Genomic DNA, 16,366 nt, shown 5'->3' with positions numbered 1-16,366 from the left:
GTCAGCCATTGCTGTGGTGACACTGCCAGTTTCCAACGGCAATCCGCACGGAACAATGCAGCGAACTCTCAAAGAGGCCTTCCGCCCGTCATGTGTAAAGCCCAAGTACGGTCCTTCACATGCTTGCCAGGAAGCTTCGAACTACCGAGCTCCTTCCGTCATTACAAGGAATTTTGACACCCTTGCCGAGTTTGACGCGGAATCTGACAAGGGAATCTGCAGCAAGGAAATGGATGATTCCTCGGCAGCCAGTAGAAATTTCCGATTCTGCCATCGGATTCCGCTATATTCTTAAGCTTTCTACGATGTCGAAAGAAGGCTGATGCAATCCCTGTCTGTAGTCATGGAGAACTATCTGGCGACTAAGTCCGCTCTTGGCGGTAAAGCTCGAAACGCTAATACGCCGGATCAGATAAGTATCAGCAAGACGCTACCTCAGTTCTTCATTGACGTATTGGAGAGAGTGGAGCGGCGTGAAGCTTTCAAGGTCGAAGGCTCCTATGGTCAAGGGAATATCGCCGGCGTTCCTTGGATTGGCATATTCAACCTCGACATCACAACATCGGCACAGAACGGGTACTACATCGTCCTTCTCTTTTCAGAGGACATGAAGTCGTGTTATCTGAGCCTCAATCAAGGGGTTACAACTCTGAAGAACACCTATGGGCTGGAGGTGGCACTTCACAAGCTTAGGGGGGCGGCTGAGCTAGCCTTAGAGGCCTTTGTACCGGCTGCTGGCACGATTAAGGGGCCAATCGACCTAAAGGCCAGCAGGGCTTTAGGTAAAGGCTACCAGCGAGGGGCAATTGAGAGCTTTCGATACGATTTCTCCGCACTGCCAACGCCCGGCAGCCTAGAATCAGACTTCAGATCACTGCTCGGGCACTACGATACGCTGGCGAACAGGGTCGGTCCGAGTCTGCAGGCATTGGTGCCGGTCAATGAAACCCAGTTTCAGCAAGCAGTGCTTGAAAAAGCAACAGCGACCACAAAAAAAGATAGTCCGCGATTTGTCGAACCTGCAGGAGGTGTACCCGCCTCGCCGAAGCAGGCAAACGGTGGCTCCTGGAAATATCCACGAGATCCATTGGTGGCAGCTGAGGCAGTCAAGAGTGCAGGCTACCGGTGCGAGCTGTTCCCCGAACACCAAACATTCAAATCCAGCTCGAAGAACGTACCGTACGTCGAGGCGCATCACCTTATACCCCTGAGCAGGCAGGGCGATTTTCAATTCTCTCTCGACATTACAGCGAATATCATTGCGCTTTGCCCGACCTGTCATCAACGCTTGCATCACGGGCATGCTTCCGAAAAACGGAGTCCTTTACGGAAGCTACTATCGCAACGAAAGGGGCGCCTTCTGGAGAAAAAAATCTTGATCGAAGAGCAAGCGTTGCTTCGTATGTACAGCAAGGATCTACTCGACAATGAAGCCTGACTGCGAAACTGATTCTGTCGACGGGCTCAGGTGCAGTGTTCGAGCGCAATGCGTACGGCTTGGCCAGTCGGCACGCGGTTCGGGCTCGATGTCGTGCTTGCAGATAAGCAAATAGGCGCCAGCGGATGTGGGACATGCCGGCCCTCTGAGACATAAGACTTTGGGGGGTGACGCGGCTCCGGCGCGCAGCCACCGTGCTGAGTCTGAGGCAGAGACCCAGTCACGCTGTAAGCCGCTCACCGTGTCCACCGTTCACAGGCGTGAGGTGTCCATTCGATTTCCTTAGCAACTTGTCATGCCCTAAGCACAGAATTTCTGACAGTCCCGTGCAACTTCATGAAACAGATGAGGCTGCGAATTGCTTGTTTTCGTCAGGCCCCGGCCCCTCCACTGCGTCGGGGCCTATCCCCTAAGCGGCCGGACTTCATTAGCCAACGCTCGTACGCAATGGGAGCCTGCTGCAATACGCGCAGCTTCGTTTGCTTTCACGCGCTCGTCCCTCGTACTTATGGACGATTTAGACGCACGTTCGTCATATCGACTACGGCAAAGCAGGAGCGTCCCTCCAAAGCTGTATCGTCGATAAGCACTAACAAAAATGCCGTTGCCGCTCGTATTGGTGGGCAAGCCGACGACGGAAATGGCGTCAGCTAGAGTTGGCTGCAAGACCTGAAATGTCTGTGGCTCATTGCTGAACACCCCTGCTAGCCGAAGTATGGTCGAAGAAACTGGCGCGAAGTATATCGCTACCGAAAAAAGCACATACATGGATATCAAAAACCCAACCACTGTAATCTTCAATGGCTGATGAATACCAGCGTGTTTCGTTCTTCCTTGCAGATAAGCAAATCCCGGCAGCAGACTCACTACAGAAGCAGCTGCACATATAAAAAAAGCAAAAATCTTCGCCCAAACACCTACCTCTTCATATTGCGCCAAAAATCTAATTGCGAGAAGCAACGGGACACATGTCCCTAACATAGTAATGCTGGCCATCAGCGAAGCACCGACAATTCTCGCCATCAACCAAATAGTTCGTACTTCCTTCTCACCCTTTAGATGTTCACGCTTGGCAAACGCCAGGGTGAGCGCCACGGAGATGGTCAGCGCTGCAACAGGCCAACCATCGGTGAAATCGAAGGCGATGATCAACGCCAGTCCACCAAGCCATCCCAACAAGGTCCAGAGATACAATGCCATGATTCCTTGAGGAATTGGCTTTTCATATTCATAGAATGACAGGCCCATGAGCATAAAAATGGAAGGGACAATGACCTGAAACGCTACAGCTATAGCTATTAGCGCGGCCGTGGAGAACAGAAAGATTAAGCCACCCCCCGACATAGCAGACTCTTGGAACAGCTCTGTCCAGCCAATAACGTTAAGATGGCTCCATAGCAACAGCGCCGCCGGCATTAATGCAAGCGGAGCAATTTTCCAAGCTACGTCTAACGTATCCTTGGAGAGCCCTATAATCTCTTTATAGGCGTCCTTTATGCGTGCGATGGATGAACTAGGGGAAGCTGCCTGGTCACTACCCGCTGCGCTGAGATTCACCCCAGTTGTTATCTCATTCAAATCCTTGTGCACCGGCCATGCTCCTTAAGAAACCTCGAATGCGCACTCTACGCTCGATCTGAACAACGACATATTTCGGCGTGGACTTGAGCCAGTGAAGCTGCACTAAAGAACCAGCCCTTAGGGCTGGTTTTTTTGTCTGACCTTGAGCGCTCTGTAGATGGACGCATAACTTGAGAAACCTTGCCTTACCAGATAAGGCTTCCCGGCCGCCCCTGACGCACAACGCGAGAAAGCACGATGCGCAAGCTGAGAACCCCTGTTCGTAGCCAGTCCAGGAAGGTTTCCTGAGGCGTCGAAAGAAAAAGCCATCCCATAAGTACACGCAGTCACCGTCTATGACCTCCCTCCCAAAAACTGCCTGCTGGGCAAGGCAATTTTATCCAGTCTCCGGATGCGAGAGGAGTCGATTCGAAGCGGGGAGCCAGCGGCACCTGCACTGCGTGACCTCACACTACGCGGCACATCGGCTGGATGCGCTGGATACACACCATCGCGTACCAGGGCACCCTATCGTGCAGCCTTGGCCATTTGTTTCCTAGTGCGCGTCGACCCGGCCGCATCCCACCAGTCTCTTTGTCGATGAACCGAAATGGCACGTGAAAGCGCGCTCGGCCGCCCGGGTCTTCAAGCGAGTAGCGGGGCGGACCGGCGGCACCCACACCGCTTATGGCAACCAGGGCTCGCGCTCATCGCCGGGCTGCGGGCGCAAGCACACTCAATCGCGCTCCACCCGTCTATTGCCGGCTGCACCCTGGAGAAAATGGCCTGCCTCATCGCCCGCTCCCGCGACATACACTCTCGCAAATAGGGCTTGCCCGCGCGGGCGGGTCACAACTGCGAAGATAGGTTCAGTCTCTAGACTGCACGTCAGCGTTGCACTGGCGCCTGGTTACCGTAGTCAACGTTGGGGCAATTTTCAAGCTGGCCGAGCGAAGCCCTGGGCGCTCCTGTCGGCTTGTACCTTCCCTTACCGAAGCTCCTGTAGTGCTCGAACCAACGCTATCGCAACCGCCCGGTGCCTTTCGGAGCGACCAAGAAGCTTCGCAAACTGCCGGACAACAACTTCGGAATCATCCGGCTCTTTCGTGGTCGGTATTTGCAAAAATTCCGTAACTCTTTGCAAATTCCTGGACACGAGCTTGAACTCTGCCCGCTCGAATCTAGACAGTTGGCCAACGTCAATCTGCAACGCGCATGCCAGGTCATTTAGCGTTAGTCCGAGCTCCTTCCGCCGCTGGCGCAGAGCGCCACCGAGCTTCTCGGCCTCCTCAACTGACTTGCGGTTTCTTTGCATCTTGCATATTATTTTGCAAATCTTTTTGCAAATTGGCAAGCATGACTATCTATGTCGACGATGAGTGCATCCATTGGAGGGGCAAGCAGTGGTGCCACCTGGTTGCGGACTCTCTGCCCGAGCTCCACCAGTTCGCTCAACGGCTCGGTCTACGTCGGTCCTGGTTTCAGGAACGTTCGGTCTATCCTCATTACGACGTCACAGTGAGCGTTCGAGACAAGGCTCTGGCGCTTGGCGCTTCGATGGGTGACCGCAGCACCATCATCACTTGCGCCAAGCAGCTGAAGGCCGAGCTTTGCGAGGAAAGGAAAGCTGTGCCACAGTCCTAGGAAAACAACAGCTAGGAGGGTCACGGTCGTGTTCATTTCGGACGAAGTTGCAAGCAAGCCGGATTTGTCGCTCTTCGAGTACCAGGAGCGCGCATCTGCTTCGAATCAGTTCAGGGGAACCCCTGAGGCGTTCAATCAGCTCCGATACGGCTTCTTCGGCGAGGTTGGCGGAATACTGGCCGCCATCAAGAAATCGAAGCGAGACCTTGGCCCTGCTGAACAAGCTAATGTAACGGAAGAACTTGGCGATGCGCTCTGGTATCTGACAACTGTCGCCATCGAGTGCAATCACAGCTTGAACGAAATCGGCCTTACTGCGCTGAAAGAGCTACAGCGCCGGCTCGAAGTAGAACACACCCGGCCAACAGGCAACGTGACGTTCAACGAGTTTGACGGGTTGATTGCGTTCTGCCGTAGCAAGCTTGCTGCAGATTCGAGGACTGCCACGCTTTGCGGACTTGGTTCGCATTGCGGCCAGCTGATGGCGGTGTCGAGCGTAGAAGACCTCGGAAGCCATTCGAGCCTCGACCTGCTTGGCTCGTTGTTGGCGGACATGGTTCTTGTCTGTGCACAATTCAACCTCGAGTTTGCCCGCGTAGCCGAGGCAAATTTGCAGAAATTCGAATCGCGATGGCCCAGAGAAGGCACCGCCTATCGGCCGTTATTCGATAACACTTATTCGGAGCTCGAGCAGCTTCCGCGAAGGTTCACGATGCGGTTCATCGAGCTGCAAGGACCTGATGGCGTCCCCTATGTCATCCAGCAGATGAAGGGGGTGAACATCGGTGACCGGCTAACTGACAATCGTACTCAACCTGACGGCTATCGGTTTCATGATGTATTCCACTTGGCGTACATCGCCCACTTGGGCTGGTCGCCAGTCATACGTGGACTGTTGAAGCTGAAGCGGAAGAGCAATCCTCAGGTCGACCGCGACGAAGATGGCGCTCGCGCGATGATTATTGAAGAAGGCATTGCCACCTGGATATTCAACCACGCGTATCGCCACAAGTATTTCACCGACACTGCACCCGGCAAACTTGAGTATGGCGTGCTGAAACAGGTGCGGGAAATGGTGAAGGGATATGAAGTCTACGAGTGCCCTCTTTGGCAGTGGGAGAAGGCCATCCTCGAGGGCTTCAAGGTCTTCCGTGAGCTTTGCCAGGCAGAAGGCGGCGACGTTACTGTAGACATGAACGACCGCTCCATCACCTTCTCCGAGATAAAGGATGAAGAGAAGCCAGCACTACTGGTACTCCCGAAGAGGAAGATGGTTGTCGGAGCTGTTCCTCCCCACATGAATAAAGAAGAAGCATGACCCCCCGTTCGTTCGTCGCCGCGCTATCCGAGATTGGAATGGATGGTGTATTTAATCCCTACAGGAACCGCTGCGAGGTCCACGACCTCGCGGACGGCCCCGCTGTCCGCCGAAGAAATCTTCGTACCTATCTCAGTGCTATCGAGCAGCTCGGTGTGGATACGATTTGGATGGGTCGGGACCTAGGTTATCGAGGTGGACGACGCACTGGGCTAGCACTGACTGATGAACGACGACTCAGCGCAGTTGCACAGTCATACCCTGGTGCCGCCGCCAATAAGGCGACCAGAGGACCGGTTGTGGCCGAAAGAACTGCCGCCGAGATTTGGGCAATCTTGGAGCGCTTGGAGCGGCGCCCACTCTTGTGGAACGTCTTTCCGTTCCATCCGCACGAGGCTGACGACCCACTGACGAACCGGAAATTCACCGCGAAAGAGTTGGCCGCCGTTTCCGAACTTAATCACACACTCTTCAAGTGGCTCGGCATCCGGCGAATCATCTGTATCGGCCAGGATGCCGCGAACTATGCGAGGGCGTTTGGCGTCAGCGTTGAATGTGTTCGCCATCCCAGCTACGGGGGCGTTGCTGACTTCCGCAGGGGCATGCAGGAAATATACGGCGACAGCCTTGCTTCTGCTGCCGCCAACTCACAAGCAGCTTTATTTTGACGGAAGGCCCAAGACAGTTCGGGCCTTAGCTACGCCACCCCACTCCGAAACGTCCAGCACCGCGTGCGAGGAAAGGCAGGTAAGCGTGCCGACCTTGAGCTCAGCCTCTTTAGCGACAAACGAGAGGAGCTGCGCCAAGCCTAGTAGATTGCCGAGCGCTCGAGCGCAGTAGTGGTGCGACCGATACATCGCTGTAAGGTGTACCGCGTGGCCATCGTCTTCCTTTACTCGCTTGAAGCTGAGGTGAGAGAGACAAGGCATGCCCAGCCACTCGCGGCCATCAATAGCCGGGTTATACGTCGGGACATCACCTTCAGCCTCGCCCGCCATGACATCGGCCTCAGCCAAATCCACTTCAGGGTCTGGAATGCTGAGTTCATAGGCCGAGGTATAGGAAGCTATAGAACCATTGTCCTTGGCCGGCTGTCCGTCGTCGCGCAACCGTTCGACGAGCATCTCCAGCGGGTTGATAGTTCCTTTCCCATCCTTGGACGGTCTCTCAATCATCCGGTGCGCATAAGTACCCCAGGAGCCCCGCTTCTTCCCACGCTTAAGCATCTCCTTGTACTTATCGTAAAAGGCTGGTCGCTCATGGCGACGGTACATATCCAACGGAAAGATGGTTCCCGCAACGGTTCGCAGTGTGAGGTCGAGCGGCTCCAGTGCGGCATCCACCCGCTGCATCACGCCCCTGTCTTCGTCCGTAATCGCGAGCGGGTCGTCAATTTCGAGAAGAATATTCAGCGCCTTACGTTTTGGCGCTGAATCGAGATACTGGGCTGCAGCGAGCCACGTAGGAACCACCCGTGAATGCGTGTTGAAGAGAACGGCCATATTTTTCTACACCAAGAATCCCTCTTGCATGTGCAGCTGGAGATGTCGCTCCGACACCCAGACATGCCCCTGACTTCCCCATCCATCGCCCCAGGAGTTCCGGAGCAGGAGGTGCGTTTCGCTCGATTGGCGATGCGCCCCTACGCCAACGGCGACCATTGCGTGAAACTGGTCGGGTATGAAATAAGGGTCAAATTCGACAATACCGTCAGTAGGATAGAACAGTGACTTTGTGACCGCCACAACTACGCCTACGGCATGCCCCTGTCGGATATGAGCGACAACCTCGGAAAGCGACAAATCGCGCCTCTTGGGCTGGCTGGCGTACAGGGGCATCAGATCGCTCGGCGGCACCTGGAGCGGCGCGTCGTGCGAGTCCCCACGATAGGGGTAGATGCCCTCCTCTGGCTGTCCTGGACTCGCGACAGCCGCAAGAATCTGCTCCATGGTGAAACCATCACCAGGCTGCCAGTCTTGTCCCAGCTTGGCCGCGTAGTGGCACATGTACTCGACGCTAAGATGCGACGTCGCATTGGCGAAGGCGTTCAGGTCTGACGTTGTGAACGCCAAGCATGTGGGCCGCATACCTTGGTTGCGGGAGGGCCCCAGACGGTCAGAATGATTCACTTCGACTTCAATCATCCTCGACCTCGCACGCTTTCCAGTCTGCGCTGACGCTCGGCTCTCGACAACCCACCGTCGGGGTTTAGGTCATCAAACTCGGCGCTGAAAGACAGGGTGTCATGACTTTCAGCTCCCTTGGACCACGGGGTGGTCTCATGGACAGAAATTTCAGCACGCTTATGGGATTTGGCGAAAGCATCACTGGATTCCGCTACCGGCGCGAGCTCGTACCTCATCGTCCCGCTGCCCAGCCCGCCCACCACGATGGGACTGCTGCTTCGCCTTGTCACAGTCCGCGCATCCTGGACAAACGGCTCGAGCGTGAACCCTTCGCAGCGCAGCTCGTCTACTGTCCACAGATGGCCCGCTACCGCATGGTTTGGCAGGTCAACCACAAAGCGGTCCGACGATGCGGGCTCGATGATGCGGTCCTTGTCGGACTTGTCGAGCACCCAGACGTCACCCGGTACTTTGACGGTGGCGTCCTGGATGTTCAGCGCATCCAGCTTCAAAGCCTTGGGCTTTCGTGCTAGCGTGCGTTGCGCCGAATATTGGCTGATGAACTGCAGGCGAACGAGCGACCAGGTCATCGCTTCGAAGCTCATACCCAAACGCAGGGAGAGTTGGTAGACGACGGAAGGGTCCTCAAGGTGGGATTTGGACCAGCCCTTTAGCTTCATGATGGCCACGACAAGCCACCGGGGTGCAAGCAGCGAATACGCAAATTGGTTTGCCTGCCGCTCGACAAGTTGGGCGCTTATCCCGAAGTCTACCGATTCATCGGTAGTGCTCTCATGGCCGAGAAAGTAGTGCCCAAGCTCGTGAGCACAGGTCATGTGCACAAGCCCGCGGGGCCGCAGCACATTGACCAAGACTCCGGCTTCGCTCCCCTCTCGCAGGAACCCTCCGAGAAGTCTATCCAAAGGCCGGAACATGACCGTGACGTCAGCCTCACTGGCGAGCTGAGTCGGGTCGACGCGCGTGTAGCCTTCCTTGATGCGGTCCCTTGCCGAGAATTCATCCAGGACTTCAGCAGCGCGGCGTGCAGCCTCCAACAGTTCGTCACGTGCCATCAAGAGCCTCGACGTTTGGACTTGCCGGAACTGCGTAGAAAGTCGGCGAAGCGGCCCAACTCTTCCATGTCTTGCTCGCTCAGCCCATGAGTGGCACGCGCCAGGAAGGCTACGCGCGCGTCTGAAGTCGAAGATTCGCCCGTCAGCAGGTATTGCACCGTTTGCCCGTACAGTTGGCTCAACTTGTCCAACTCAACGGCTTCCACTTTCCTGGTTCCGGCTTCGATGTTCGTGACTGCCGGTCTTGATATGCCGAGAGCTATTGCGACTTCCTCCTGAGAGAGGCCGACATACTCGCGCGCCTCTCTAAGCCGCTGGGCCAGGAGCAAACGTTGCTCGTCAGCCGCGTCTGACTTTTCCTGGCTCATTTTTTGGTCGCCAGATGCGAAAGAACCCGGGCCGACAAACGAATGACGAACTCTTCCTTCGTCTTGTACCCCCCGGCCTGAATGACACTGTTTGGCAGCTTTTTACCCACAATCTTGTCGAGAGTGGCCAGCACCTCCACAGCGGTCATGGACTCAATTGGCTCAAGCAATTCGTCGACTGTGCTCGGTCCACCCCCATCCGGTACCAAAGCATGCTCATCCCAGAATTGCGCCAACGCCGTTTTGATTTGGTTTTCAAGACTCGCCATGGTCATCTCACAAGTGCGGGAGTTGGTGTACGAAAATCGTACAAACAACGTTTGATTTTGTCAACCTGAACGAACGTTGCGCACGGAGCTGCATTGGCGCCCAGGGGGCTCTAAGGTGCGTCGTGCTCTCGATGGGACCTTGCCTCAACCCGAACTGGAAGACATCGACGGCCGTATGTGCGTGGAAATTTTTTGAGAGGAACCGGCGATGATTTCATAAATCTTAGCTATGAATAAAAAAGACCCATAAATTTTTCAACTTATGGGTCCAGATTTCTCAGGTTATCCGTCTATCTACAGGTTGGGTTAGACATCAATATTCCTTGCCACCAACGCATTACTCTCAATAAAGTTCCGCCGCGGCTCCACCTCATCCCCCATCAGCGTGGTAAAGATCTGGTCGGCCGCAATAGCATCCTCAATCTGCACCTTCAGCAGTCGCCGCTGCGTAACGTCAAGCGTCGTCTCAAACAGCTGCCCCGGGTTCATCTCACCAAGACCCTTATACCGCTGACGAGAAACCCCACGCTCAGCCTCAGCCAGCAGCCATTGCATAGCCCCGTGGAAGTCGTTGACAGTCTGATCGCGCAGCTTCTCGCCTTCACCCCGCTGCACCTTAGTCCCTTCCGGAGTCAGCCCCTGGAAAGTCTTAGCAGCATTGGAGAGCGCAGCGTAATCCGCCCCATGAACAAAATCCGCATCCAGATGCGACAACCGCACGTTCCCATGATGACGCCGCGCAATCATCAACCGATGCTTATCCGTCTTCTCATCAAACTGAGCGTAGACGTCAGCGGTGCCATCATCATTAACAGCAGCCCCAATCAACGTCTTGGCATGCATCTCAGCCAACTTCGCCTTCAACGCCACAGCAGACGCCTCAGCAGCAGCCGCACTGTCCAGATCCAGCGCCACCCCATCAGCAATAGCACGCAGGGCATCAGTATCAACAACCCGTGACAGCCGAGAAATCACCCCCTCAGTCAACTGATACTGCCGCGCCAACTCCGTCAGCGCATCCCCATTGATCTCCGACCCATCCGGCCGCACCAGCACAGCCTTTTCCATCGCCAGCTTCAGCAGGTAGGCATTGAGCTCAACATCGTCCTTGATATACCGCTCTTCCTTGCCGTGCTTGATCTTGTACAGCGGCGGCTGCGCGATATAGACATAGCCGCGCTCGATGATGTCGGGCATCTGGCGGTAGAAGAACGTCAGCAGCAGGGTGCGGATGTGCGAGCCGTCCACGTCAGCATCGGTCATGATGATGATGCGGTGGTAGCGCAGCTTGTCCAGGTTGTAGTCGTCCTTGCCGATGCCGGTGCCCAGGGCGGTGATCAGGGTCAGCACTTCCTGGCTGGACAGCATCTTGTCAAAGCGGGCGCGCTCTACGTTCAGGATCTTGCCCTTGAGCGGCAGGATGGCCTGGAACTTACGGTCGCGGCCTTGCTTGGCGGAGCCGCCTGCGGAGTCGCCCTCCACCAGGAAGAGTTCTGACAGCGCGGGGTCTTTTTCCTGGCAGTCGGCCAGCTTGCCGGGCAGGCCCATGCCGTCCATCAGGCCCTTGCGGCGGGTCATTTCGCGGGCCTTGCGGGCGGCTTCGCGGGCGCGGGCGGCGTCTACGATCTTGCCGCAGATGATCTTGGCGTCGCCCGGGGTTTCCAGCAGGAAGTCGTTCAGGGCCTTGCCGACGAGTTCTTCCACGGGCAGGCGCACTTCGGACGAGACCAGCTTGTCCTTGGTCTGCGAGCTGAACTTGGGCTCGGGCACCTTGACGGAGAGCACGCAGGACAGGCCTTCGCGCATGTCGTCGCCGGTGGTTTCCACCTTGGCTTTCTTGGCGACTTCGTTTTCTTCAATGTACTTGTTGATGACGCGGGTCATCGCGGCGCGCAGGCCGGTCAGGTGGGTGCCGCCATCCCGCTGCGGGATGTTGTTGGTGAAGCAGAGCACCTGCTCGTTGTAGCCGTCGTTCCACTGCATGGCCACTTCCACGGCGATACCGTCTTTTTCGGTATTGGCGTAGAAGATATTGGGGTGCAGCACGCTCTTGGAGCGGTTGATGTACTCGACAAAGCCTTTCACGCCGCCGGAGAAGGCAAAGTCTTCTTCCTTGCCGGTGCGCTGGTCGACCAGCTTGATATGCACGCCGTTGTTCAGGAACGAGAGCTCGCGGATGCGCTTGGACAGGATCTCGTAGTGGAACTCGACGTTGGTGAAGATCTCTTCGTCGGCCAGGAAGTGGACTTCGGTGCCGCGCTTGTCGGTGGCGCCGATGATCTTCATCGGGGACACTTCAACGGGCTGGCCGTCGGGGCCGGTCACGGTCTCGACGATGCGGTTCTGCACGTCGCCCTTGGCGAATTCGATCAGGTGGACCTGGCCGTCGCGGCGCACGGTCAGGCGCAGCCACTTGGACAGGGCGTTCACACAGGACACGCCCACGCCGTGCAGGCCGCCGGACACCTTGTAGCTGTTCTGGTTGAACTTGCCGCCGGCGTGCAGCTCGGTCATGGCGATTTCGGCCGCGCTGCGCTTGGGTTCGTGCTTGTCGTCAAACTTGACCAGGGGCGGGATGCCGCGGCCGTTGTCGACGATGGAGATCGAGTTGTCGCTGTGGATGGTGACCTGGATCTCGGTGCAGTAGCCGGCCAGCGCTTCGTCGATGGAGTTGTCCAGCACCTCGAAGACAAGGTGGTGCAGGCCGGTGCCGTCGGAGGTATCACCGATATACATGCCCGGGCGCTTGCGTACCGCCTCCAGGCCTTCCAGGATCTGGATCGAAGAGGCTCCGTAGGTGTTTTCCTGCTGCGGGTTCTGCTGTTCGGTCATATCTTTCTACTCACGGCAATGGCGGAATTCGGGCCGGGCCGGCATGGCTGACATGCTGGCGGCGGGGCGCGAAAGGGTCCGCATGGCGGGTTACTAAAAACGGCAAAAGGGGCGGATCGTCGTTTCGATCCTGCCCCCGCTGCGGGATGGTTATCCCCAGGACGTCCCGGCCTGGGCCGGGTGTCGTAGCGTACCGTTTGCTGCTCCGGTTTGAATCCTGATACGGCGTTCCTGCATCGCGACAACATTTGTCCCACCAGTGTCATTCCCGCGCAGGCGGGAATCCAGCGTCTTTAAAGTCGCTGGGTTCCCGCCTGCGCGGGAACGACAACCGTTGGGACATTGTCATGTTGTTGGCCAGACTCAAGATGGTCCTGTCACCGGTCCTCAGATGCGCATCGGCATGACGACGTATTTGAAGTTGTCGTCTTCCGGCACGGTAATCAGCGCACTCGAATTCGAGTCGCCGAGGCTGACCTGCACCTGCTCGCTCTTCAGGTTGGCAAGCACGTCGAGCAGGTAGGTCACGTTGAAGCCGATATCGAGCGCGTCGCCCGAGTAATCGAGTTCCAGCTCTTCCTGCGCCTCTTCCTGGTCGGCGTTGGTGGAGCTGATCTTGAGCATGTGCGTGTCGAGGATGCAGCGCACGCCCTTGAATTTGTCGGTCGTCAGGATTGCGGTGCGTTGCAGCGCCTGCTGCAGCCGCACGCGGTCGATGGCGAAGGCGTTCTTGTAGCCCTTGGGGATCACGCGCTGGAAGTCGGGGAACTTGCCTTCAACCAGCTTGGAGATCAGTTCGATATTGGCGAACGTGAACTTGACCTGGTTGGCGGCCAGCTGCACCTGCACCGGATCGTCGTTGTCTTCCAGCAGGCGCTGCAGTTCCAGGATGGTCTTGCGCGGGATGATGACTTCCTGGCGCGCGCCCACGCCGACGGCTTCGGTCTCAAGCTCAACGCCGCAGTAGGCCAGGCGGTGGCCGTCGGTGGCGACTGCCATCACCTTCTTGCCTTCCACCACCAGCAGCATGCCGTTCAGGTAGTAGCGGATGTCCTGCTGCGCCATGGCAAAGTGGACCATTGCCAGCAGGTGCTTGAAGGTCTTCTGCGGCAGGCTGACGCTGGCGTTGAATTCGCTGGCTTCGGCAACGGTCGGGAATTCCTCTGCAGCCAGCGTCTGCAGTGCGAAGCGGCTCTTGCCGGATTGCACGGTCATGCGCTTGTCGTTGAGCGACAGGGCCACGTCGCCGTCAGGCATGGCGCGCAGGATGTCCAGCAGCTTGCGCGCGGCCACGGTGGTGGCAACGCTGTCGCTGCCAACGCCGCATTCGGCGTGCGTGGTGATCTGGATCTCGATGTCGGTCGAGAGGAAGGAAACGTTGGACCCGGACTTGCGAATCAGCAGATTGGCCAGGATCGGGAGGGTGTGGCGGCGCTCCACGATGCCGCTCACGATTTGCAGCGGACGCAGCAGGTTGTCTCGCGAGGTTTTGACCAATTGCATTGAATTTATCCTTCGTCGTTTGTAATCGGCGACCGCAGAACGCAAACAACTCCGAATTCACTTAGGAATCAAGGAGTTAATGTGCCATTGTACCAAGGATAAGCCGCTGCGGTGAAGCGGGGCGGGACCGGCCGGCGGGCCAGCTGTGCACAAAAAGCCACGCTGGCGCAAACCGTACTTGCCATCCCGTCCCGACTCACCGCAAAGCCTTATCTGTGGCCATTCTCCGGACACTTGCCCCGGCGTCGCTGACGTTAATTCCCCAGGCGCCACGGGATGTCCGTGGCGCACACCCTACAGTATGCCAGCCCCGAGGGGCCGGCCCTTCAAAACTGCCCTACGTCGTTCCCGCGAAGGCGGGAACCCAGCGTCTTTAAAAGTCCCCCTGCGGGGGACAACAAGTCACTGGATCCCCGCCTGCGCGGGGATGACGGTGCTTGTTGCGCTCGCGCCCTGTGCGTTGCCCGGGCGCGGGCCACGCCATCAGCCCTTGAGCGTTTGCTCCAGCACGTGCAGCTCGTGGTTCAGCTGCGCGTCCTTGCTGCGTTCGTCGGCGATCTTGCGCACGGCGTGCAGCACGGTGGTGTGGTCGCGGCCGCCAAAGAGCTCGCCGATCTCGGGCAGGCTCTTCTGCGTCAGCTCCTTGGCCAGGTACATCGCAATCTGGCGCGGCCGTGCAATATTGGCAGGCCGCTTTTTCGAGTACATGTCAGCGACCTTGATGTTGTAGAAATCCGCGCAGGTCTTCTGGATGTTCTCCACCGAGATCTGGCGGTTCTGCACGGTCAGCAGGTCCTTGAGCGCTTCGCGCGTCACCTCGATGGTGATGTCCTTGCCGTGGAAGTTGCTGAACGCCAGGATCTTGCGCAGCGCGCCTTCCAGCTCACGCACGTTGGAGCGCAGGTGCTTGGCGACAAAGAAGGCAACCTCTTCGGGCACGTTGACGCTTTCCGCGGCGGCCTTCTTCATCAGGATGGCCACGCGCATTTCCAGCTCGGGCGGCTCGATGGCCACGGTCAGGCCCGAGTCAAAGCGCGAGATCAGGCGGTCGTCGATGCCGCTGATTTCCTTCGGGTAGGTATCGCTGGTGATGATCACCTGCGCCCGGTTGGCAATCAGGGCCTCGAAGGCGTAAAAGAACTCTTCCTGCGTGCGGTTCTTGCCGGAGAAGAACTGGATATCGTCGATCAGCAGCAGGTCCAGCGAGTGGTAGTAGCGCTTGAACTCGTCGAACGCCTTGCGCTGGTACGCCTTGACCACGTCGGACACATATTGCTCGGCGTGGATGTAGCGGATGCGCGCGCGCGGGTTCTCCAGCAGCATGTAATTGCCGATGGCGTGGATCAAGTGAGTCTTGCCCAGGCCCACGCCGCCATACAGATACAGCGGGTTGTATGACTTGCCCGGGTTGTTGGCCACCTGGATGGCCGCGGCCCTTGCCAACTGGTTGGCCTTGCCAGTGACGAAGTTGTCAAAGGTCAGGATCGGGTTCAGGCGCGAGCGCTCATGCACCGTGTCGCTGGGCTGGTGGCCGGGCATCGGCGTGTTGCCGCCCATCTGCTGGTGAGGCTGCTGCTGGGGTTGCTGCGGCTGCACGCGGTAGGAGCGGGCGCTGGCCTCGGCGGGGTCCATGTGGACCACGTCGATCTCGCCCATGTCGGCGCCGTGCTGCGGATGGTGATGCTGGCCGGGGTGCTGGCCGCCCATGCCGGGGCCCTGGGCGCGTGGGCCCGCCGGGACCGGGGCTGCGGAGGGCATGCCGGCCGGGTTGCCATACTGCGGCTGGCCCATGCCGTACCCGGCAGCGGCGGGGTACTCGCCATAGCCGGGCTGGCCGGGCATGGCATGCTGGCCCATGGGCTGGCCGCCCATCGGCTGGGTGCCGGGATAGCCGGCCATGGCCGTACCCGGTGCTGCGTGGCCGTCCATGCCGCCCGGGCCCATGCCGGGCTGGGCCGGCTGCATATAGGCAGCGGCACGGCCCGACGCGGCCGGGTCCAGCACGAACTGGACGCTGACCTGCGCTTCCCAGTACTCGCAGGCCAGTGCGGTGATGCGCCCCGAAAACTGACTCTTGACCCAGTCCAGCTTGAAACGGTTGGGCGCGGCAATGCGCAGCGCGTGCGTTTCTTCATCGAACGCAACGGGCGCCAGCGGCTTGATCCACGTCTTGAACTGTTGTGGCGTCAGCTCGCGCTCTAATTGCGCGGCTGCCGCCTGCCAGAAATCTTGCAT

The 16,366-nt window shown here is 58.0% G+C and carries 14 protein-coding genes; 4 read left to right on the top strand and 10 right to left on the bottom strand.

The window, feature by feature from the left end; all coding sequences use genetic code 11:
• Nucleotides 1-322: 322 nt before the first annotated feature.
• Nucleotides 323-1,438, top strand: a complete 1,116-nt coding sequence (locus tag ACREYQ_RS00070) for an MrcB family domain-containing protein (protein WP_432258794.1) — start codon at nt 323-325, stop codon at nt 1,436-1,438.
• A gap of 402 nt (nt 1,439-1,840) precedes the next feature.
• On the opposite strand, the gene ACREYQ_RS00065 is transcribed toward ACREYQ_RS00070, so the two are convergent.
• Both ACREYQ_RS00065 and ACREYQ_RS00060 read right to left on the bottom strand, forming a co-directional pair.
• Nucleotides 1,841-3,028, bottom strand: a complete 1,188-nt coding sequence (locus ACREYQ_RS00065) for a hypothetical protein (RefSeq protein ID WP_432258793.1) — start codon at nt 3,026-3,028, stop codon at nt 1,841-1,843.
• A 958-nt stretch (nt 3,029-3,986) separates the two neighbouring features.
• Nucleotides 3,987-4,313: a helix-turn-helix domain-containing protein gene (locus ACREYQ_RS00060; RefSeq protein WP_432258792.1), complete on the bottom strand. Its 327-nt coding sequence runs from the start codon at nt 4,311-4,313 to the stop codon at nt 3,987-3,989.
• 41 nt (nt 4,314-4,354) lie between these two features.
• Between ACREYQ_RS00060 and ACREYQ_RS00055 the strand changes: the two genes are divergently transcribed.
• From ACREYQ_RS00055 to ACREYQ_RS00045, 3 genes are all read left to right on the top strand, one after another.
• Nucleotides 4,355-4,642, top strand: coding sequence for a DUF4031 domain-containing protein (locus ACREYQ_RS00055; protein WP_432258791.1), 288 nt, complete (start codon nt 4,355-4,357; stop codon nt 4,640-4,642).
• Between the two features lie 28 nt (nt 4,643-4,670).
• On the top strand, nt 4,671-5,960 hold the full coding sequence (locus ACREYQ_RS00050) for a nucleoside triphosphate pyrophosphohydrolase family protein (RefSeq protein WP_432258790.1): 1,290 nt from the start codon (nt 4,671-4,673) through the stop codon (nt 5,958-5,960).
• A gap of 299 nt (nt 5,961-6,259) precedes the next feature.
• On the top strand, nt 6,260-6,628 hold the full coding sequence (locus tag ACREYQ_RS00045; RefSeq protein WP_432258789.1) for a uracil-DNA glycosylase: 369 nt from the start codon (nt 6,260-6,262) through the stop codon (nt 6,626-6,628).
• Here the strand turns inward: ACREYQ_RS00045 and ACREYQ_RS00040 are convergent.
• The 8 genes from ACREYQ_RS00040 to dnaA form a co-directional block, all read right to left on the bottom strand.
• Nucleotides 6,620-7,462: a hypothetical protein gene (locus ACREYQ_RS00040; protein WP_432258788.1), complete on the bottom strand. Its 843-nt coding sequence runs from the start codon at nt 7,460-7,462 to the stop codon at nt 6,620-6,622. The genes ACREYQ_RS00045 and ACREYQ_RS00040 overlap by 9 nt on opposite strands.
• A gap of 6 nt (nt 7,463-7,468) precedes the next feature.
• Nucleotides 7,469-8,104: a C1 family peptidase gene (locus ACREYQ_RS00035; RefSeq protein ID WP_432258787.1), complete on the bottom strand. Its 636-nt coding sequence runs from the start codon at nt 8,102-8,104 to the stop codon at nt 7,469-7,471.
• A complete protein-coding gene (locus ACREYQ_RS00030; protein WP_432258786.1) occupies nt 8,101-9,159 on the bottom strand; it encodes an ImmA/IrrE family metallo-endopeptidase in 1,059 nt (352 codons plus the stop codon). The genes ACREYQ_RS00035 and ACREYQ_RS00030 overlap by 4 nt, the downstream gene beginning before the upstream one ends.
• On the bottom strand, nt 9,159-9,527 hold the full coding sequence (locus ACREYQ_RS00025; protein ID WP_432258785.1) for a helix-turn-helix domain-containing protein: 369 nt from the start codon (nt 9,525-9,527) through the stop codon (nt 9,159-9,161). The genes ACREYQ_RS00030 and ACREYQ_RS00025 overlap by 1 nt, the downstream gene beginning before the upstream one ends.
• Complete coding sequence (locus ACREYQ_RS00020; RefSeq protein WP_432258784.1) at nt 9,524-9,796, bottom strand: hypothetical protein; 273 nt, start codon at nt 9,794-9,796, stop codon at nt 9,524-9,526. Before ACREYQ_RS00020 ends, ACREYQ_RS00025 begins: the two co-directional genes overlap by 4 nt.
• Before the next feature lie 306 nt (nt 9,797-10,102).
• Nucleotides 10,103-12,628: a DNA topoisomerase (ATP-hydrolyzing) subunit B gene (gyrB, locus tag ACREYQ_RS00015; protein ID WP_432258783.1), complete on the bottom strand. Its 2,526-nt coding sequence runs from the start codon at nt 12,626-12,628 to the stop codon at nt 10,103-10,105.
• A 387-nt stretch (nt 12,629-13,015) separates the two neighbouring features.
• Nucleotides 13,016-14,131 carry a DNA polymerase III subunit beta gene (dnaN, locus tag ACREYQ_RS00010; RefSeq protein ID WP_010811375.1) on the bottom strand — a complete coding sequence of 372 codons (1,116 nt, stop codon included), beginning with the start codon at nt 14,129-14,131 and terminating at the stop codon, nt 13,016-13,018.
• A gap of 483 nt (nt 14,132-14,614) precedes the next feature.
• Nucleotides 14,615-16,366 carry a chromosomal replication initiator protein DnaA gene (gene dnaA / locus ACREYQ_RS00005; protein ID WP_432258782.1) on the bottom strand — a complete coding sequence of 584 codons (1,752 nt, stop codon included), beginning with the start codon at nt 16,364-16,366 and terminating at the stop codon, nt 14,615-14,617.

The sequence above is a fragment of the Cupriavidus sp. TMH.W2 genome (genome assembly GCF_050847365.1).
Taxonomy (GTDB): domain Bacteria; phylum Pseudomonadota; class Gammaproteobacteria; order Burkholderiales; family Burkholderiaceae; genus Cupriavidus.
The sequence above is the reverse complement of the archived record's forward strand: the minus strand, read 5'-3'. Positions and strand labels throughout refer to the sequence as shown.